This is a genomic window from Mesorhizobium sp. L-8-3 (genome assembly GCF_016756615.1).
Lineage (GTDB): Bacteria > Pseudomonadota > Alphaproteobacteria > Rhizobiales > Rhizobiaceae.
In genome coordinates this window covers 6,508,712-6,528,839 of record NZ_AP023262.1, presented here as the reverse complement: position 1 = coordinate 6,528,839, position 20,128 = coordinate 6,508,712, and the positions used below count along the sequence as shown (strand labels likewise).

Below are 20,128 nucleotides of genomic sequence, written 5' to 3'. Positions count from 1 at the left end.
GGCGATGATGTCGGACAGGGCCACGATCTTCTTGTCGCATGGTCTCCGGGCAGCAGGCGTGCGGGCGTTCGACGCGGAACTGCGCGGCCTGACCGGCCATGAGGAGGCCCTGATCTCCGAGTGTCCCGGGCGTCTCACACCCGCCGAATGCACGACGGCCCTGCTCGCCGCCGTGACGACGCGGATCGGCCCCGTTGGGCAGGTCACGCCGGAGATGGTGGCCGAACTCGTCATCGGTGATCGCGAACGGCTCCTGCTCAATCTCTGCCGCCTGACCCTCGGCCCGCAGCTCGATCTCGTCGCGACATGTCCGAGGGAAGGATGCGGCGCGGTCGCGGAGGTTCCGGTGTCCCTGGACGACATCGTCGCAGAACGCCCGGACGCAAACCGCGACGGCGAGCAAGAAGTCCGCCTCGTCGCGCCCGGAGGCCAATGGCGCGTCCGCTTCAGGCTTCCCTCGGGGCGCGACCAGGAAAGAGCCGCCCGCTTGCACGATCGAGCCGCCGCTGCACGGGCACTCGTCATCGGTTGCGCGCTGGAGATCGCGGATCCGTCGGGGGCGCCGGTCTCGCCGGCCGATCTGCCCGCCGCCTTCGAGATCCCGCTTTCCGACGCCTTCCATCATCTCGATCCTTCCGCCGAAACGACTACCGGGATCGCCTGCCCGAGCTGCGGCATCGAGATCCAGGCGATGCTCGACGGCTTTACCATCCTTCATGCCAGTCTTGCCCGGTCGTCGGGTATCTTCGGCGACGTATACCGTATGGCGCGCAGCTACCACTGGAGCGAGGCGGACATCCTGGCTTTGCCGCGTGAACGGCGAATGCGCTATCTCGAGGTTGCGGCGCAGATGGAGGCGGCGGGATGAGCGGCTTTGTCGAGCGCCTCGTCGCACGCGGCTCGGGTCTGGCAGGTGTTCCGGGCTTTGCCACGCTGAAGCCGCGGCCGCTATCTCGATTCGAGACATCTCCCGAGATTGCCGATGGATCGGGGGGCGAGGAAGTCCATGGCGCTGGCTTCGTTCCCGACAGGATAGCCCCTTTCATGGCCGTGCCTGCGACAGGTGCGATCGCACCGGAGGCCAAGCCCGATGCTCGCCCGGCGCCGCCTCCCGCCAGCGCAGCCGTCGGACCAACCGGCGCACAGACCGCGGCATCACGCCCATCCATCGGCCGGGTCGAGGTGGAGGAGATGCGTCCAGTTCGCCGGATTCAGTCGGCGGCCGCGCAAACCGATCCCGGTTTGGAGACCGTTCCGGCCTCGGAGCCGGCGCCATCGCGACCCGACGCGGCGGCAGCTCCGACCAACCGGGATTCCGTCGATGTCGCACTGTTGCAGCCGGCACCGGCATCGGCACCGAACGCGGTGGAGGAGCCGGCACCGTCGCCCGGAGCGCCGGTGCCGATGACGGCGACACGCTCGACGCAGCCGCCGCCGGAGCTGCCGTCGACGGAGCTGCCGTCACCGGCGGCAGCGATAGACCGGCGCCCCGGCCGGCCGATCGGGACGGCGGAGGATGATCCCGCGCCGCCCGTCACGGTCACCGTCGGGCGAATCGACGTCCACTTCGTCCAGCCTCGGCCTGCTCCTGCGCCGCCGCCCCAGGCACCGCGCACGCGCGGCTTCGAGGCCTATGCCCGCGTCCGCCGCGGCCAACCACGTCAGGAGCGCTGATGGCCACGCATGCCGCGATCGCCGCTGTCAGCAGGACGCTCCGCACCTTGCTTCTCGACCGCATGGTGGTGCCCGTCTCGGTGACGCTCGCCCCGCCGGACGTGACGGTCGACGGCATCGATGGCGCGCGCGTCAATCTCTACCTGATGCAGCTCATCGAGAATGCCGGCCTCAAGAACCAGGAGATCCTGGGCAGCGGCCATCCCGCCGCCTACGGACATCCGCCGCTGTCGCTCAACTTGCGCTACCTCGTGACGACGCACAGCGCGATGGAGACCCAGCCGGACGCCGATCTCAATGCCCAGACGCTGCTCGGCGATGCCATGCGCGTGTTCAACGACTTCTCCAATCGGATCGACCAGCTGGCCATCGTCAATCCGGCCGCCGGAACGGTGGGTGACCCGCTGCTCGATCCGGTGCTCCAGGACGAATTCGAGCGGCTGCGGATCGTGCTTCACCCGGCTTCGCTCGACGACATAACCAAAGTCTGGTCGGCGGTGTCGGGCACCAATTTCCGCCGCTCGGTCGTCTATGAGGTCACCGTCGTGCAGATCGAGACGCCGCAGCCCAGGGTTCGGCCGCAGCCGGTCGAAACGCGCCGCATCCTCATGACCGTCCGCCGCCGGCCGGAAGTCCTCGACGCCTATGTCACGCCGGCACCGAACGGCCCGATCGGCGAGATCCGGGCCCGCATCGGCGACGAGATCACCATCCTTTCGCAAGGGTCGCTCGCCGACAGGCTCTATGTCAGGCTCGGCACGCTGGAACCGATACGGGTCAGCCCGCCGGCCGACGGGCGTATTCTAATCACGCTGCCGGACGCGCAATATCCGGCCGATCTCGACAATCCGCTGCCGCGGCCTATCCCACCGGAGCGGCAGCTCCAGCCGGGACCGACCGAGGTTCAGATCATCGCCGGTCACCCGGCCGAAGGGGTCGAGGGCGGCCTTGGCCGGGGCACGCCTGTCGCGGCTATGCGGCGCTATCCGTCCAACCTCGCCCTCATCCAGCTTTGCCCACGCATCACGTCAATCGTGCCGGTCGCCGGCAACGCTGCCACGGTGCTCCGGGTCAACGGTCAGCGCCTGTGGCATGCTCGCGCCCGCACGGCGGAAGTGATCGTCGGCGACGCTGCCATTCCGGTGCGCCCACCGCAGCCGGGTGATCCCTGGGCGGCGCCGACGCCGACGGCCGTCGAAGTCCCGATGAGCGCGGCGACGGAGATCCTCGACGTCTCGGCGACGCCGTATCCGGTGGCCGTGCAGGTCGACGGTGCGCGCAGCCGCGACACCGGCATGCTGTTCACGCTGGGACCCTAGCTATGAAGGTCGCAGCCAAACCGAAGCCGGAACAAGAATCCGAGACGGATCAACCGACATGGTACGACCGCAACCGGCTGGCGATCGAGGCGGGTCTCGCATGGATCGATGCACTCCTCGACGACCGGCTGGCACCGGTCCGCCTTCCTCGTGAGACCAATGTCGGCTCGGCCCCTCGATCGCCGGCCGCGCTCGCGGCCCGAGGGGCGTATGAGAGAGCCCGCGAGGAAATGCTCAGGGCCGGCGAGCCCGCGCCGATCGACCGTGTCTCGGCCCTGTTCCGGCTGTCGCCCTTCGAGGAAGACGTGCTCCTGCTCGCGCTCGCGCCGCTGCTTCGCGCGAATTTTGCCTCCCTCTACGCGCAGATCCACGGGCGCGCTGCGCTCGACAAGGCAACGCCGCATCTTGCCATGGCACTCCTTGCCGCCGCGGGACCGGAAGGCGAGGCAAGAGCCTGGGAGCGTCTTTCGCCGGAAGCTCCCCTGCGCCGGTTCCTGCTGGTCGAGAGTGCGGACCGGACGCTGACGCCGCTGACGGCGATCACGCTCGACGAACGCGTCAGGTGGCTCCTTACGGGCGAACACTCGGAGGAGCCGCGCACGCAGCCGATGCTCTTTGAAGCGGAGCCGGCGTCCTTCCCCGAGCGTCATAGGGCAGGCGTCGAGCGGTTGGCGGTACGGCTCGAGACGGCTCGGCGACCCCTGGCGGTGATCGTCGGCCCGAAACGCAGCGGCCGGGCCGCTGCGGCGGCCGCGCTCGCCGCCCGCTTCGGCCTCGGCCTCGCCGTCTTCAAGCCGCGGCCGTTCGAACCGACGCAGGATCTTGTCGCGCTGGTCGGACGCGAGGCTGTTCTCGGAGGTTTTGCGCTGATGGTCGACGCCGGTCAGCCCGACGTCGTGGCACTCTTGCATCACCGCATCGACGCGCTCGTTATCGCAATTGCCGAGACGCGCCCCGATCTGCCGTTCGACGTTCCGCATCTGCGCCTCGAGGTGCTCGACCAGGCCGACCATGCGGCGCTGTGGCGCGAGACGCTCGGCCCTGGCTCCGCCGAGACCGACGAGCGGGTCGAAGCGCTCGCCGACCAGTTCAGGTTCGGCCCGGGCGAGATCGCGGCGATCGTCGCTGAAGGCGGCGATCTGCGGCAATCCTGCCGCGACCGCGCCGGGCGGGCGCTCGAAGAACTCGCCGAGCGGATCGTGCCGCGCTACCGCTGGGATGATATGGTCATGCCCGCCGAGATCCTCCACGATCTGCACGCGGTGACCGCACAGGTCCGCCACCGGTCGCTCGTCTATGTGAAACACGGTTTCGCGAAGAAGCTCGTGCGCGGGCGCGGCGTCTCGGTGCTGCTGTCGGGCCCGAGCGGAACCGGCAAGACCATGGCAGCCGAAGTGATCGCCGGGGAACTCGAGCTCGACCTCTTCCGGATCGACCTGTCGGGGGTGGTCTCGAAATATATCGGCGAGACCGAGAAGAATCTCAAAGCCGTCTTCGATGCGGCGGAAGCGAGCGGCGCGGTACTCTTCTTCGACGAGGCCGACGCACTGTTCGGCAAGCGCAGCGAAGTCAAGGACAGCCATGACCGCTATGCCAATATCGAGGTCAGCTATCTCCTGCAACGCATGGAGAGCTATGGAGGGCTTGCCATATTGGCGACCAACATGAAGGGACATCTCGACAGCGCCTTCCTGAGGCGGCTGCGCTTCGCCATCGATATCCCTTTCCCGGACGCCTCGCTGCGGCGGGCGATCTGGATGAAGGCTTTTCCGGACGAGACGCCGAAGGCGGCACTCGACTTCGACGCGCTGGCGCGCCTCGACATCGCCGGCGGCAACATAGCGGTGATCGCCGTCAATGCGGCATTTCTCGCAGCGGCAGAAGGCGTACCGCTCGCCATGCGCCATGTCGCACGCGCGGCACGGGCGGAGTTCCGCAAGCTGGACAAGGAGTTCCGCATGTTCTGGCCGGAGGCTTCGTGAGCCATGACCGACAGGGCAGACCATGTCCCATCCGTCTCCCTGGGCAGCATCAGGGTCAGCGGCAATGGCGACTCCCGTTCGGCAACGCGGGGCGCTCAGGACGTGGCCGCCGCACTCGCCGAAGTTCTGCGCGGCAACGCAATCGTCGGCAAGGGGCTTCACATCGAAAACCTGAACGTGACTTTGCCGGCGGGGGCGGGCCGGGCCGAGATCCTGCGCGCCGTCCGCGCGGCGCTCGCCAGGCATGTGGAAGGCCGTCGGCGATGAGAGCGGTCCTCCACGCGCCTGCGCCGACGAGCGTTCCTGCCCCAAGGCTTGCCGCGCCGCAGCGCGCCATCCTCAGGAAGGCGGTCCTCGGTCCGGTCGACGACCCTCTGGAACGGGAGGCCGATCAGGTCGCGGATGCGGTGGTGGGCGATCATGCCGTCGGGGGCTTCGGCCAGGCGCCGGCTGGATCGGCTCAGCGCAAATGCGCGGAATGCGAGGAAGAGGAAGGAATTCAGCGCAAATGCGCTGCCTGTGAAGCAGAAGAAAAGATCGAGAGAAAGCCGACCGAGGCGGCCGCGCGAGCCGTGTCGCAGGGCGGCGAGCCCCTGTCGCCCGAAGCCCGCGCCTATTTCGAGCCACGCTTCGGACGGGACTTTTCCGGTGTGAGGATACACACCGGCGGCCGGGCAGCAGCCGCGGCCGGGGCGATCGACGCCCGCGCCTATACGCTCGGCTCAGACATCGCCTTCGCATCGGGCGAATTCGACCCGCAACGGGACGCCGGCCGGCGGCTCCTCGCCCACGAGTTGACGCATGTCGTGCAGCAGCAGCGCGGTGCTGCACCCGCGCTGCGCCGGACGGTGACCGCCACGTCGCGGTGCCCGCCCAATGTCCACGGCGCACCTGCCGATCCGATCGCCGAACTGACGGCCGACGACGAGCGCGCCCAGCTGATGGCGCTCGGCACGTCGAATGTGCTGGCGCTCGAAGCGCTGACGTTTGCCGACCCGACTTTCGGCCGTTCCTACGTGTCGGATGCTTATGAGCGGCGTTTCGGCCTTCCGCCCGCCGCGGCGCGCGGAAGGTTCAGAAACCGCTTCACCGGGCGCACCCACGCCACGCAGAACGAGGCGATGCGCGAGGAGATGCTGTCGCTTTCCGACCGCTTCCGCCAGTTGCACGATTTCCTCAGCGGCCCGATCAGATACCGCTGTCCCGGCACGAGCGCCTTCACACTCCCGGGCTGTGCCTCGGCGCGGTGCGGCGGCTCGATCGCCTTGTCCTGTCCCGGAGGCAGGCAGATCGCGATCTGTCCGACCTTCTGGACCTTCCCGCTGATGCAGACGGTCGATCAGCGCGGCGGCAACATGATCCATGAGTCCGTGCATATGCGCCTCGGCTTCCGCGGCCATGGCCTTGCGAATGCCAATCAACGCGGCCGCAATCCGGAGTGCCACGCGGCCATCGTGGCCGACGTCTATGGGTTTCAATCGGACGACACGACGGATTGCACGCCACTCATTCCGTGAGCGTGGGGGAAGAAGCGCAGCACTGAGGGTCGGAAGGAGCGGGAGCATGAAAGGAAAATGGCGGTGAGGGGTTCCTTCGGGTCGTCATTTGCGCTGCAAGCGCCGCCAATACGGCTCGATGCTTTGCGCCCGGCGTCTCGAGCCGTTCAGCCGAAGGCCAAGCTCGGACCGGTAGACGACCCCCTGGAGCGCGAGGCTGACCAGATCGCGGAGGCGGTGATCGGCAAGGGCACAGTTGCCGCCTTCGGACAGGCACCGGCCGGGACAGCACAGCGCAAATGCGCGGAATGCGAGGAAGAGGAAACGCTTCAGAGGAAAGACGACAAGCGCGTGAGTGCGCGGCCGGGCGGGAACGCTGCAGCCGAGGCAGCTGCCCGTGCCGTCGCTACCGGCGGCATGCCGATGTCGGCGGAGGCTCGAGCCTATTTCGAGCCGCGTTTCGGCCGGGATCTTTCGGATGTAAGGATACACACCGGCAGCCGGGCCGCGGGCGCGGCGAATGCGATCCATGCGCGCGCCTATACGCTCGGCTCCGACATCGCCTTCGCAGAGGGCGAGTATACCCCGGCGGCGCCGGTCGGCCGGCTGCTCCTCGCCCACGAACTGGCACATGTGATCCAGCAGGCCGATGGCGCCGTTCCGGCGGTTCGGCGTGCCGGCTACGGTACGGGGACGCCGCCCAACTGGGGCGCCGTCACCATCGCGATTGTGCCGCCGGATGAACGAGAACGCGTCGACCAGGCCATGGCAAAGGTCGATGAAGTGGTGAACGACCCGTCCGGATTCTCCGAATGCCACGATCATTTCAGGGAGCGTTGTCCGGGAGGGACCGCCGGGACGCTGGCCAGCGTCTGGGGCAGGGCCACGATCTGGAAGATCACCAACGGCACGGACGAAAACGCCCGCGGCTCTGTCGGCGGTTCCGACATAGCCTACACCGACATGGGATACGATCAGGGTGCGGAAGGCCTTGCCGGATCCTTCCTGCACGAGGCGGGTCACAATTGCGGCGTTCCCGGCGGATCGACCCACTGGCATGCCGCACAGATCCGCTCCTACTGTATGGGACCGGGCCGTAACGAACTCAGCGTCGGCGCCGGGGTCGAACTTACCGGAGAGCAGCCGATCGTTCTGCTCTCCTATCGCCGCTTTCTCGGCGATTGGGCGTCGGGCCGCCTGCGCGCCACGCTGGGCCTCGATCTGAACGTGTTCGGCACCGCATCCGAGCTTGGTGCGGTCGGCGCCGAGACGCCGGAGGAGCGTCGTGTGCCGACCGAGTTCGGCGGTGCTCTCGCCGGAATCCAGGCGCGGGCGGGCGGCTGGGGAGGCACGCGTTATGGCGGCTTTTCATTCCGCCTCGAGACCGGCGTCGGGGCCGGGCGCTTCGCATTGCGTCCGGCCACGCCCGAAGAGGCGCCTTCCACCGCCATCGCGCCTGCCTGGATCCTTCAAGTCGGGCCGCGGGCGGAATTCCTCATTCCCTACGGCGACGCGTATGTCTTCCCTCTGTCGGTCGGCGCCGCCTATCGCTGGACACAGCCGCTGAACTCGGAAGCCGAGGCGCTGCATGGACTGATCGGATCATTGGAGGTGCAGTTTTGACCGGCAGGGAAGGCGAGGCCGAAATGCGAGGTCTTGGGCGATGATCGCAGCAAGGGCATACGGGACAGTTTCGCCATCGCCGCAGATGGCCAGACCCGCGCCCGCGCTTCAGAGGAAGGCGCGCGTCGGCCCGGTCGATGACCCGCTCGAACGGGAGGCCGACCGGATTGCCGATGCCGTGGTGAGCGCTGACATCGTCGGCCCGTTGGGGTGGGCTCCGGCTGCGACAGCGCAGCGCAAATGCGCCGAATGCGAAGAAGAAGAGCGCGGAAACATCCAGCGCAAGTGTGCGGAATGCGACAGCGGGGAACTGACACGGAAGGAGCCCGCCGAAGCGGCCGCCCGGGCCGTCGCCGCCGGCGGCGCGCCGATGTCGGCGGAAGCGCGCGCCTATTTCGAGCCGCGCTTCGGCCGCGATTTCTCTAGCGTGCGGATCCATACCGGCGGCCGCACCGCTGCCGCAGCGGATGCTATCCAAGCCCGCGCCTATACGCTCGGCGCCGACATCGCCTTCGCTGCGGGCGCCTATGCTCCCGGCGAACCGGCCGGCCGGCGGCTCATCGCCCATGAACTGGCGCATGTCGCGCAGCAGAGAGGATTCTCGACCATCCGGCGTGCGCCCGAAGATGAAACGGCAAAGAAGGAAGCGCCCACGACTACGGAAAAACCATCGGAGAAGGTGACCTTCACGGCCAAGGACCTGCTCATCTATCCGCTGTTCATCGATCTGTGGAACGACATCTTTGCCCAGAAGCTGACCGACGAACAGAAGAAGGAGTTCAGGCTCAAGGGCAAGGAAGGCGCCGCGATCTGGAACCTGATCTTTGCCGGCATGCCGGCGGGAAAGTCGCTCGACGCGGGCTCATCCTTCGGCGACTTCCTGGGGGCCTGGCTGAAGCATGCGGAAGACATCCACAAGATCGCCGGCGGCGAGAGCTTCTATCTCGACCTGTTCAGCAGCTTCGTCCGCATCAATCTCGATTCCTATCTCGGCTCCGATCTGTTCAAGAGCCGGCTGAAGAAGCATGCCGCGAGCCTCGTCTCGATCTTTGCGCTGGCGCAGGCGACGCTCTCCACCGTCCAGGCCGTGAAGAAGCCTTCGGCGAAAACAGGCGAGTTTGAAGCGACACAGCTCGAAAAGCAGACATTGCTGTTGAAGACGATCTTCAACCTCGTCCTGGCGGAACAGATCAAGGCGCCGGATTTCTTCGCGACAGGCCCGCTCAAACTGTCGACGCACCCTGCCTATGCGGCGACCTCGGCCACCGCCGGGGGCGGGCCGGCCGAACTCATTCTGGAACACAAGAAAGGAGAGGGAGAGGGCCAGGGCGGCGAGCAGCGGAAGCTCGGCCTGACGCTCAACCTGCCGCAGATCGTCAGCCTGTTCCGGGAAGGTGGTCCCTCTGCGAAGGACCAGGCCGACCTGCAGAAATATCGGGGCTGGCAGGGAAGCCTATGGTTCAGCTACGACCTCACCGACCCCACGGCGCTGCAGCGCCAGGCAGGCAAGCTGCCGTCCGAAGCCTTTCACGTCGGCACGCTTTTCGGCGGCGGCGGCTTCCTCGGTGAGATCGAAGGCGGCGCGCGCTACAGCGGGGACCAGGCAAGGCAACTCACGGGCTGGTTCCTGCGCGGCGGTTTCGGCTACAGCGGCAAGAAGGGCGCCATCATCAAGAAGATGGGCTTCACCGCCGTTTATACCGACTGGACCGAGCAAGACATCTTCGCGCCCCGCCTCGGCGAGGGCGGCGCGCCGGTTGGTGGGCGCGCAGGTCAATTCACGCCCTTCGCCAATCTCGAATTCGGGCGGCGGCACAAATTCGGCGTCGGCGCCGCGCTCGGCTTCGTCACCGGCACGCATGAGAAGTTCAATGTCTCCGATTTTCGCGGGGATTTTTCCTACACCTATCTTGGCGACCGCTCGGAGGAAAGCCTGCCTGTCTTCAAGATCGACCTGTCAGGCTCGGTCAGCCGGCTCGATTGGTGGAATCCGGATTCGCCCCTGCTGGGCGGCGTTCGACTGCGCACGAGCTTCGACCAGTACTTCGTCGCAGGTCAGGTCAGCACCGGGGCAGGCAAGATTCCCGAGCAGCGCGCCGTCCAGATCGGAGAGAAGGAAAAGGTGCTTGTGCCGACCACGGTGCTGTTCACAGGAGGTGTCTATTTCTGAGGGCAACGGCCCAGGATAACTCAAGCTGCCAGGCTGCGGCCGGCGACCAACCGTCTTGACGGAAGTGAGACGGAATGGATGTCGCTGCCAAATTTTCATGGAAGCGTGGCCAATATTGTGCAAGTTTTCATAAAAATTAGTTCTACAACCTTGGATTTCACAATGGATGATGTCGTCAACTATCGATCGGTATAAATGCGATGAACAACACGCATTACTTATAGATATCTTGCGAACGTTATCGTTCGGCGAATAAGATTGCAGAATTTGGTTTTTCCGCCCGTCAAACAATGCTACTCTCACTGGTAATTCCTTGGGGGGCGTTCCGAGGAGGGCAGGCGATGGGGTCGGAGTTTCCACGCAGTCCGCGCGTGCTCAAGGGCGGTATCGTCGCCTATCGGCTGCCCGACCTGTTCCCGACCGTCATCGTCTTTCAGTACAATCCCGACGAGGTGTCGCGTTCGCTCCAGTTGCAGGGCAGCAGCGGCGGAGGGCGGGGAGACGCCAATCGCGTGAACGGGCCGCCGCAGGAAACGATGACCTTTTCCGTGGAGATCGATGCGGCCGACCAGCTCGAACGGCCGTCGGAAAATGCCATCACCGTCGAGAACGGGCTTCATCCGGTTATCGCAGCGCTCGAGCGGCTGGTCTACCCCTCCTATCCGGTGGTGATCGCCAACGAGGCTCTGGCGCTGGCCGGCAGCGCCTTCATCCTTGGCGAGCAGGCACCGCTCGCGCTTCTGATCTGGGGGCCCAGGCGCGTTCTGCCGGTCCAGATCCAGAGCCTGTCGATCAAGGAAGAGGCATTCGACCAGAAGCTCAACCCGATCCGCGCCAAGGCGGACCTGTCCTTGAAAGTGCTGACCTATCGCGACCTCGACGTCACCAATCCGGGCTACTGGGTCTATCTCGCTTCCTTCACGCAGAAGGAGGCGATGTCCGCCCTGAACCTGCTCGGCGACAAGACGGGACTGGAAGCGATCACACCGATCTAGACGACCAGGAGGCGCCATGTTCTTCAGGGGCAGCCGCTACGAACACATCGCTGATGCATTCATCGACGGGCCCGATGGCCGCATGATCCGCTACAAGCGCATGCGTTTCATACCCGTGGGCTCGGCCAGCCTATCGATGAAGGTGAATGAGGGCGACCGCACCGACCTTCTGGCGTGGCGCGCCCTCGGCGATCCGGAACAGTTCTGGCGTCTCTGCGACGTCAATCTCACCCGCCGGCCCGTCGATCTCTCGGAGCCGCCCGGCCGGCGCATCGGCGTGCCGGGCCCCGATGGAGGCGTGTGAGCATGGGCCTGCTGCCATCCTATTTCGTCGTCCAGGTCGCGATGGCGCCGCTGCCGGTTATCTTCTTCCAGGCGTTGCGCGAAATCGAGGTGGAGACCTCGGTGGGACAAGCCTCGGTTTTCCGCCTGCACTTCGATCTGAGCCGCAACATGTTCGGCGATTTCGATGCACTGGCGATCGACATCTTCCGCCCGCTGGTGCCGATCACCATCCGCGTCTCGCTCGGTCTCGGCATTCCGCAGGCGCTGGTCAACGGCTACGTCAAGGACGCGCGGTTGAGTGCCGCCAACCAGCCCGGCGCTTCGCGGCTGGAAGTGGTGGGAATGGACGCACTCGCCACGATCATGGCGCATATCCAGCAGCCCTTCACCTGGCCGAACCTGCCGGACAGCGCGATCGCAGCCGCCATCTTCGGCAAATATGCGATGATCCCGTCGGTTTTCCCGACGCCCCCGCTCCGAACCATGCTGGACACGACGTCGAACCAGCGCGACTTCGACTCGTCCTATCTGTTCCAGATGGCGAGCCGCAACAATTACGAGCTTTACGTCCAGCCCGATCCGGTGGTCGGCCTCGATATCGGACATTTCCATCCGCCTTTGACCCATATGCCCCCGCAAGGCGTGCTCTCGATCGATTTCGGCACCCAGACCAACCTCAGCAATTTCTCCGTTTCCAACGACATGCTGGGGCCGACATCCGTGATGGGCGTTTCCGTCGATCCGCGCAGCCGGGCGCCGATCCCGACGGTCGCCCCGGTCTCGACCGAATTGCCAATGGGGCTGGAGCCGGCCCTCAACCGCATCATCCCGCCACCGGTCACGCGCCCCGCCGCCACCGACGCGGCAAGCCCGGCCGAAGCCCAGGCCCAGGCCTTCGCGCGAGCCAGCGAATCGAGCCGCGCGATAACGGCGAGCGGCGAGGTCGACGGGATAAAATATGCGCGCCCGCTGCTGGCCGGCCTGCCGGTACTCGTGCGGGGTGCGGGCCGGCAGAACAGCGGCCTCTATTACGTCCAGTCGGTGACCCATCGCATCTCGCGCGACAACTACAGCCAGAGCTTCTCGGCATGGCGCAATGCCGTCGGGCTGACGGGAGCCGAGGTGTTCATCGATCCACTGGCAGCGGTGGCGTGAGGAGGGGCTGGTGTTCGGCGACGGCATGACGACTGGAGCGGGCAAGGGTGACGGGCGCAACCGCGTCTACGGCAAGTTCGCCGGAACCGTGATGAACAACAACGACCCCCTGTTCCTCGGCCGGCTGCAGGCCTTCGTGCCGGAGGTTCTCGGCGAGATACCGACCGGCTGGGCCAAGCCCTGCACGCCTTATGCCGGACCGACGTCCGGCTTCTTCTCGGTGCCGCCGGTCGGAGCCGGCGTGTGGATCGAGTTCGAAGCGGGCGACGTGTCGCGGCCGATCTGGGCGGGATGCTATTGGGGCACCGGCGAACTGCCGATGAAGCCGCCCGGAAGCCCGAGCGAGCCGATGACGAAGATCTGGCGCAGCGAACTCGGCCTGACCACCGTCCTCGACGACAAGACGCAGACGATCACTCTGACCGACGCTCTCGGTTTGAATTCCGTCGAAGTCAGCGTCGCGACGGGCACCGTCACCATCAAGGGTGCCGTTCGTGTCGTCTCCAGCGCCCCGCTGATCCAGGAAGGCAGCGACTCGGCCGCGCATCCGGCCGTGCTTGGCGACCAACTGCTCAGCTATCTGGCGCAATTGGTGGGGCTCTTCAACACGCATGTACATCCGGGCGAGCTGGCTCTTGGCATACTGCCCGTCACGCCGGCGCCGCCGGTCGCGCCCATGCCGCCGCCGAGCCCGAGCCTGGTGTCCCTCAAGGTCTTCCTGGAGTAGCGGGCATGGCAGACAAGCTGATCCCCGGAAATCTCAGTGCTGCCGGCAGCGTCGGCTTTACCGATCCTCGCTTCACCGATTCCATGGCCGAGGAGATCGAGCAGGAGCTCAACGCGCTGATGACCGCGGACGGGCTGCCGTCGCTCGACCTCAACGCGTCCGACACGACCGTGCGCGACCGCAGGCGCCTGTTTGTGGCGATCGCGCGCGGCATCGTGCGGCATCTCGAGAACAACAAGTCCGCCATCAAGGTGTACTGCGAGCACGATGAAACCAAGCCGGTGACGGTCGTCGATGTGGATTACGGATGATGCTGGCTGACCGCCCATTCCTGGATTTCCCCTTCGCCGTCAGCGAATTGGGAGCGAGCGCGCTTACCGGCCGCGACGACCACCTGCGGGATCTCATCTATCTCGTCCTGTTCACCGCGCCCGGCGAGCGGGTCAACCGGCCGGAATTCGGCTGCGGGGTCAAGCAGCTGGTTTTTGCCCCGGCATCGGATGCGCTGGCCGCGGCGACGGAGCAGCTGATCCACGGCGCGCTGATCCGCTGGCTGGATCCGGTGGTCTCTGTCGAGAAGGTCTCGGTGCTGGCGTCGGAGGCTACGCTCGAAATCACCGTCGCCTACAGCCCTCGGGATACGGGGGAGCGGCGCGAAGAAGTCTTCAGGCATCCTGTCGCGGTTTGAGGGGAACATGGTGGTTCTGTCGTCAGATGGTCTGGTGCTGTGCGAGGACGAACGCCGCTCGGGCGTGCTGCGCGACCCCGCCCATCCGCTGAACGGCATCGACTTCATCGAATACCGGCGCGACCTCCTGGCGCTGCCTGGGCGGCAGCACGTGCTGGACGTGGTCTTTCTGAAGCCTGCTCCCGTCCCGCCGGCAGTGACGGCCGCCAATTTCTCCGTTCTCGGCGGCATCAGGATCGTGGACATCAGGGTACTCGATGTCGAGCCGGATCCCGGCGACCCGCTGACCTTGCGCGTCTTCGTCGACCGCGAAGGGGACTTCTCGGCCTATGTCCTGGACATGGACCATGCCGCGATCGATGTCGAACGCTCACAGGCCCAGTTCGGCTTCAAGGCCAGCTGCCCCAGCGATCTCGATTGCCGGCCGACGCACGACTGTCCGCCAACGGTGCTGGAAGAGCCGGCGCTCGACTATCTGGCGAAGGATTATCAGAGCTTCCGCCGGCTGATGACCGACCTGATCGCCGAGCGCAATCCGAACTGGCTGGAACGGCTTCCGGCCGATCTCGGGATGACGCTCGTCGAGCTGATGGCCTATGCCGGCGACTATCTGAGCTATTATCAGGACGCCGGACCGGGCACGGAAGGGTTCCTCGATACCTGCCTGCATCGCATCTCCGCGGCGCGGCATGCCCGCCTCATCGACTATACGATGCGGAACGGCCGCAACGCTGCGACCTTCGTCCACTTCGTGGCGGTAGCCGGCTCGAATGCCGTCGTGCCTCGGAGCACGAGGCTGGTCAGCCGGATCGGTGTCCCGCTGGTCGGCGAAGCTGGGGCGCCGGGACCCGTCATTCCGGTCACGGCCGATTTCGACAGCGATCCGGCACTGAGCGAGGCCACGGTGTTCGAGACGATGGCGCCGGTCCGCGTCATCGACACCAACAACGAGATCAGGATCCACAGCTGGGCGGACGCCCAATGCTGCCTGGCGAAGGGGGCGACCAGCGCCTTCCTCTACGCGGTCACCGCGGGTGGCATCGCCATCCCGCCCGACCTCGTAGCCGGAGAATACCTGCTGCTGGAGGAGGTCCGCAGCCCCGTCACCGGCTCGCTGCCCGATGCGGATCCGCGGCATCGGCAGGTCGTCCTCGTCGAGGAGGTCGAACTGACCGAGGATGCCGCCTTCACCAACGCCTTACCCGGGGGCACGCTCACGCCCCGCCTCAATGTCGCCGACCCGGCGCTGCCGCTGCTGCACGTCACCTGGGCGCAAGACGATGCGCTCGTTTTTCCGCTCTGCGTATCGGCGTTGACGGACCAGGATGTGCCCGTCGATCCCGTAACGGTGGCCCGCGGCAACACGGTTCCCGCCGATCACGGCCGCACGGTGGAGCGCGACACGTCCCTCGGCACGCTGACGCTTCCCGACAGCGGGGCCGGCCGCTGGCCCTTGCCCTCGCTCGCCTTGCGCGACGCGCCGCTCACCCAGGCGGCCGACGGCCCCGCCGTCCGGCTGTCGCTGGAGTTTGCCGGAATTCCGGGCGCCGAATCCTGGACGCCGGTGCCGAACCTGCTCGATAGCGGTCCCTTCGATCAGCACTTCGTCGCCGAGATCGACAATGCGGGCGATGCGGTGCTGCGTTTCGGCGACGACCGATACGGAAGGCGACCGCTCGGAGCCCAGCGCGCGATGGCGCGTTACCGGATCGGCAACGGTGCCGCGGGCAATTGCGGCTGGGGCACACTGGTCCATGCGGTGGCCGACGGCCCGGCCGCGGCTGCCATCGAGCGGGTGCGCCAGCCGCTGCCTGCCCGCTTCGGCGAGGACCCCGAGACGATCGAGCAGGTCCGCCAGATCGCGCCGGAAGCCTTCCGCGCCGTGCAGTTTCGCGCCGTGACCGAGCGCGACTGGGAAGAGGTCGCGCTCAGGCATCCGGCGGTCGCGGCAGCCAAGGCGAGCTTCCACTGGACGGGAAGCTGGTACACCGTTTTCGTCGCCATCCACCCTGTCGACGAGGCGGACCTGAGGAGGCTGCCGGGTGGCGGCGCGGAACTGCAGCCGGCTTTCGCGGCGGCGGTCAAGTCGCATCTGACCCGGTTCAAGCTCGCCGGCTACGACCTGAACATCCGCGCTGCGATCTACGTTCCGCTGGAGATCGACATCCGGCTCTGCGTCGGCACCGGCCATTTCCGCGGCGACGTATTGGGCGAGGCATTGCGGGTGCTCTCCAACCGCAGCTTTGCCGACGGCTCGCGGGGCTTCTTCCATCCGCTCAACTTCGGTTTCGGGGGAGCGGTCTACCTGTCGCGCCTCTATGCGGCGGTCGAAGCCATCGAGGGGGTGAACTCGGCAGAAGTCATGCTGTTCAAGCGCTTCTGGGAACTGCCGCAAGCAGAGCTCGATCGCGGGCTTATCGAGATCGGCCCCTTCGAGATCGCGCGCCTCGACAACGACCGCAACTTTCCCGAGAACGGCGTGCTGCGTCTCAGCGCGGTAGGAGGCTTGTGACATGTCGCTGCCGCATTCCGCCTTCTGCTCCTGCTGCAGCTCGCCGTCGCCGCCGGTTCCGTTCGAGATCTGGAACCGCCCCGGTCTCTCCGCGATCGCCTACAGGATCGGGACCTTCGCCAGCTTCCGCGAGACGATGCTGGAGGCAATCGCCGGACAGCCGGCTCTTGCCTCGCTGACCACCCGCGAGAGCGACGATTACGCGATCACGCTCATCGAACTCTTCGCGGCCGTCGGCGACGTACTGACCTTCTACAACGAAAGGATCGCCAACGAACTCTATCTGCGCACGGCGCGCGAGCGCGATTCGGTGCTGCGGCTGACACGGCTGATCGGATATCGAATGCGCCCGGGCCTCGCCGCGCAGACCATGCTCGCCTTCACGCTCGATGCCGGCGCCGAAACGCGCATCCGCAGGGGCCTCAAGGTGATGAGTGTGCCGGGCCAGGACGAGCGGCCGCAGACCTTCGAGACGATCGAGCAGATCATCGCTCATGGCGACGTCAACGATGCCGCCGCCTTCGGCAGGCCGGCTCCCGTCAACCTGCTTCGGCTGGGCAGCACCGGCGGTCCTGTCGTTTCGCGGCCGGCAAAGCTCGCTGTCGGCGACCGCCTCGTCTTCTTCGGGCTTGAAGCGATCGAGGAAAAAGCGGTGACGGCGCTCGAAGCGCGACAGGACGGCGAGGCCGTGACGTTCGCCCCGTCGGTGCAATCGAACAGCTGGTGGCCCGAGATCGCGCGTACGGCGAAGCTTGAAGGCAGGCTGCGCTTCTTTGGCCACAATGCCCCGGCAACGGTCAATGTCTATGTCCCGGCCAATCCTCCGGCCGTGCTGTGGCCGAAATGGATAGCGAAGCCCGTCGTCGCGAATTTCGGTTCCGGCGACACCGTCTATCCGCTCGACGGCCGGCATACCGACATCGCCAGCGGGGCGCAGCTTCTCGTCGACGCGGGGCCGGCCGCCATCCCGCGCCTGCGTACGGCAGTCGTCGTCAAGACCGAGGATCTGCCGACGAGCCTCGAGACGCTCGAAGACACGGTCACGCATCTTCACCTGCGCCAGACCATTCGCGGCCGGCCTGCCGTCGTTGTGGAGATGGGCGGCGGCCATGCCGTCTTCGCCCGTTCCGGCAATGGCGCCACGCTTGCGCTCGGGACGACCGGGGTTAGGCAATGGACCTACCAGAATCTCGACAGCGCCTCCTCGGATCTGGCGGGCGTCGGCCCGGCGGTGGCCCGGACCGACATCTTCGCGCGCGACCGATTGGGACGGCTCCGCCAAAGGATCCTGACGGGCGCCCCGGCCCTCGTCTGGGTCAATCACGGCGGCATATTGACGTCGGAACCGCGCCCCGTCGCGCGCCCGGGCGGGACGGTCGACGTGTTTGTGCGTGGCCTCGACCTCGGCCTGTGGACCATCGACGCGACGTCCGGCGCTCCGGGCAACTGGAACTCGCTCGGCGGCGTCCTGACGTCGCCGCCGACACCCGTGGCGACCGGTGGCACGACACTCGCGGTCTTCGCGCGCGGGCTCGACCGCGGGCTCTGGTATCGCGCATGGAACGGCGCGAGCTGGTCCGGCTGGACGTCGCTGAAAGGCGTGCTGGCCACGACGCCGGCCACTGCTTCGACGGCTGCCGGGCGGATCGACGTCGTCGCGCTCGACGATGCCGGCAGTCTCGTCCACCGCCTCTTCAATGGCAGCAAGTGGTCGGACTGGCGCAATCTCGGCGGCAAGCTTGAAGGCGATGTCGCAATCACTGCCGCCGCCCCGGACAGGATCGACGTGCTGGCGAAGGGCACCGACGGCGGGCTCTGGCACATCGCGCGCATCGGCAATGCCTGGACCGGCTGGACCGCACTTGCCGGGGCCCTGACCTCGGCGCCCTCGGCGGCGCGCGACGGTTCCGGCCTGCATGTCTATGCGCGCGGCGGCGACGGGACGATTGCCTATCGTGCCCTTCTCGGTGGCGGGTGGACGCAATGGGCGAGCCTCGGCGACGGGATCGGACCGGTTCCTGATCGACGCAAGACGGCGATCTACCGGATCTCCGCCGACGATCTCGTCTGGCGGGAATATGACTATCCGGAAGAGGCCTCGCAGGCCCAGGTGGCGTTGCGCCTGACGCCGCAACAGAAGGCCGGCGATCTCGCCGGCCTGAAGCAGTTGGTGAAGGGCCGCCGCATCATGCTGCGTTCGGGCGGCCGCAACCACCTGGCGACCGTGACCTCGGCAACGCCCTTGCCGGTCGTTCCCGGCGACCTGCCCGACCATCTCTTCGTCGACTTCACGCCGCCGCTGCCGGAGCCGTTCCCCGCGGCAAGTCTTGCCGGCAACATCGCGGCGGCCAGCCACGGCGAGACGCAACCCGACGAGCCGCTCGGCCATGGCGAGGCGGCGAAGGCGTTCCAGAAGTTCAGGCTGTCGCGCCAGAAACTGACCTATCTGCAGAGCGCCGCGAAGCTGGAGGGCGAAGCGGCACTCGAGATCAGGGTCAACGGCGAATTGTGGAAGGAGGTTGCGAGCCTCTACGGCCGCAAGCCGGGCGAACGGGTCTATACGGCGCGACAGACCGATGCGGCCGAGACAATCGTCACCTTCGGCGACGGCAAGACCGGCGCCCGCGTTCCGTCCGGAGCGCTCAACATCGTTGCGCGATACCGCACGGGCATCGGCCTGGAGGGGCTGATGAAGCCCGATCAGCTGTCGATCCCGCTGGAACGGCCGGTCGGGCTGCGCGCGGTTACGAATCCTCTGCCGGCGGACGGTGCTGCCGATCCCGAAAACCGCGACGACGCGCGCACTTCCGCGCCCAACACGGTGCGAACCTTCGGCCGGGCAGTCTCGCTGGCCGATTTCGAGCAGATCGCCACGAGCTCCGGGCTCGCGCAGAGGGCGAGCGTCACCTGGGTGTGGCGCGATCTTGGCCGCTCCGTGCATGTGACGGTCGCCGGGCCGGGCGGGTCGAAGCTTTCGAGCCTTTCGTTGGACACGCTGCGCGCGGCCATGGACAGCGTACGCGACGTCAACCGGCCGCTCAGCCTCGGCAATCTGGTGCGGGTGCCGATCGTGGTTTCGGCGCGGATCCTGCGCGATCCCGCCTTCGAGGCAGACAGCGTGCTCGAAGCGGCGCGGACCCAACTGCTCTCGCTCTTCGCCTTCGAGACGATGGGCCTGGGGGAGGCGGCTTTCCTGAGCGGCGTCTATGCCGCGCTGCAGGCCGGGCGAGGCGTCGCCGCGGTCGATGTCGACGTGTTCCAGTTGAAGGGCTACGCTTCGCTCACCCCGGCGGAGCGGACGATCCGCGCCGTGACCGCCGGTCCGGTGCAGCCGCATATCAGGATCTTCCCGGCCAGGCCGACCCCACCCGCCGCGATGATCGATCGCTTTGCAAGGGCCGGTTTCGAGGGTCCCGTTCCTCCGCCTGTCCTGGCGGCCGAGCAGGCATTCATCGAGACCCCGGCGACGGACCTCCAACTGACGATGGTGGAGGCCCTGTGA

At 66.8% G+C, this 20,128-nt stretch carries 16 protein-coding genes; all 16 read left to right on the top strand.

Translation table 11 applies throughout. From position 1 onward, the window contains the following. The first annotated feature begins 4 nt into the window (after positions 1 to 4). Entirely contained in the window at positions 5 to 868 is an 864-nt protein-coding gene (locus JN302_RS30275) for a T4 family baseplate hub assembly chaperone (protein WP_202330153.1), read from the top strand. Next, a complete protein-coding gene (locus JN302_RS30270) occupies positions 865 to 1,674 on the top strand; it encodes a hypothetical protein (protein WP_202330152.1) in 810 nt (269 codons plus the stop codon). The genes JN302_RS30275 and JN302_RS30270 overlap by 4 nt, the downstream gene beginning before the upstream one ends. Next, positions 1,674 to 2,993 carry a DUF4255 domain-containing protein gene (locus JN302_RS30265; protein WP_202330151.1) on the top strand — a complete coding sequence of 440 codons (1,320 nt, stop codon included), beginning with the start codon at positions 1,674 to 1,676 and terminating at the stop codon, positions 2,991 to 2,993. Before JN302_RS30270 ends, JN302_RS30265 begins: the two co-directional genes overlap by 1 nt. A 2-nt stretch (positions 2,994 to 2,995) precedes the next feature. After that, positions 2,996 to 4,975: an ATP-binding protein gene (locus JN302_RS39310; RefSeq protein WP_244846018.1), complete on the top strand. Its 1,980-nt coding sequence runs from the start codon at positions 2,996 to 2,998 to the stop codon at positions 4,973 to 4,975. A 3-nt stretch (positions 4,976 to 4,978) separates the two neighbouring features. Next, positions 4,979 to 5,242: a hypothetical protein gene (locus JN302_RS30255; protein ID WP_202330150.1), complete on the top strand. Its 264-nt coding sequence runs from the start codon at positions 4,979 to 4,981 to the stop codon at positions 5,240 to 5,242. Beyond that, positions 5,239 to 6,492, top strand: a complete 1,254-nt coding sequence (locus JN302_RS30250) for an eCIS core domain-containing protein (RefSeq protein WP_202330149.1) — start codon at positions 5,239 to 5,241, stop codon at positions 6,490 to 6,492. The genes JN302_RS30255 and JN302_RS30250 overlap by 4 nt, the downstream gene beginning before the upstream one ends. A gap of 63 nt (positions 6,493 to 6,555) precedes the next feature. Continuing rightward, positions 6,556 to 8,094 (top strand): eCIS core domain-containing protein, encoded by a 1,539-nt coding sequence (locus JN302_RS30245; RefSeq protein ID WP_202330148.1) that lies wholly within the window; start codon positions 6,556 to 6,558, stop codon positions 8,092 to 8,094. Between the two features lie 85 nt (positions 8,095 to 8,179). Continuing rightward, positions 8,180 to 10,264 carry an eCIS core domain-containing protein gene (locus tag JN302_RS30240; RefSeq protein WP_202330147.1) on the top strand — a complete coding sequence of 695 codons (2,085 nt, stop codon included), beginning with the start codon at positions 8,180 to 8,182 and terminating at the stop codon, positions 10,262 to 10,264. A gap of 341 nt (positions 10,265 to 10,605) precedes the next feature. After that, positions 10,606 to 11,259 (top strand): hypothetical protein, encoded by a 654-nt coding sequence (locus tag JN302_RS30235; protein ID WP_202330146.1) that lies wholly within the window; start codon positions 10,606 to 10,608, stop codon positions 11,257 to 11,259. 16 nt (positions 11,260 to 11,275) lie between these two features. Next, positions 11,276 to 11,563, top strand: coding sequence for a hypothetical protein (locus JN302_RS30230; RefSeq protein ID WP_202308005.1), 288 nt, complete (start codon positions 11,276 to 11,278; stop codon positions 11,561 to 11,563). A gap of 2 nt (positions 11,564 to 11,565) precedes the next feature. After that, positions 11,566 to 12,699, top strand: a complete 1,134-nt coding sequence (locus JN302_RS30225) for a phage late control D family protein (RefSeq protein WP_202308003.1) — start codon at positions 11,566 to 11,568, stop codon at positions 12,697 to 12,699. A 10-nt stretch (positions 12,700 to 12,709) separates the two neighbouring features. Continuing rightward, complete coding sequence (locus JN302_RS30220; protein WP_244742321.1) at positions 12,710 to 13,426, top strand: phage baseplate assembly protein V; 717 nt, start codon at positions 12,710 to 12,712, stop codon at positions 13,424 to 13,426. Between the two features lie 5 nt (positions 13,427 to 13,431). Next, positions 13,432 to 13,737, top strand: a complete 306-nt coding sequence (locus tag JN302_RS30215) for a hypothetical protein (RefSeq protein ID WP_202330145.1) — start codon at positions 13,432 to 13,434, stop codon at positions 13,735 to 13,737. Beyond that, on the top strand, positions 13,734 to 14,114 hold the full coding sequence (locus JN302_RS30210) for a GPW/gp25 family protein (protein WP_244846016.1): 381 nt from the start codon (positions 13,734 to 13,736) through the stop codon (positions 14,112 to 14,114). Before JN302_RS30215 ends, JN302_RS30210 begins: the two co-directional genes overlap by 4 nt. A 7-nt stretch (positions 14,115 to 14,121) precedes the next feature. Beyond that, positions 14,122 to 16,626, top strand: coding sequence for a putative baseplate assembly protein (locus tag JN302_RS30205; RefSeq protein ID WP_202330144.1), 2,505 nt, complete (start codon positions 14,122 to 14,124; stop codon positions 16,624 to 16,626). Between the two features lies 1 nt (position 16,627). Then, a complete protein-coding gene (locus JN302_RS30200; protein WP_202330143.1) occupies positions 16,628 to 20,128 on the top strand; it encodes a hypothetical protein in 3,501 nt (1,166 codons plus the stop codon).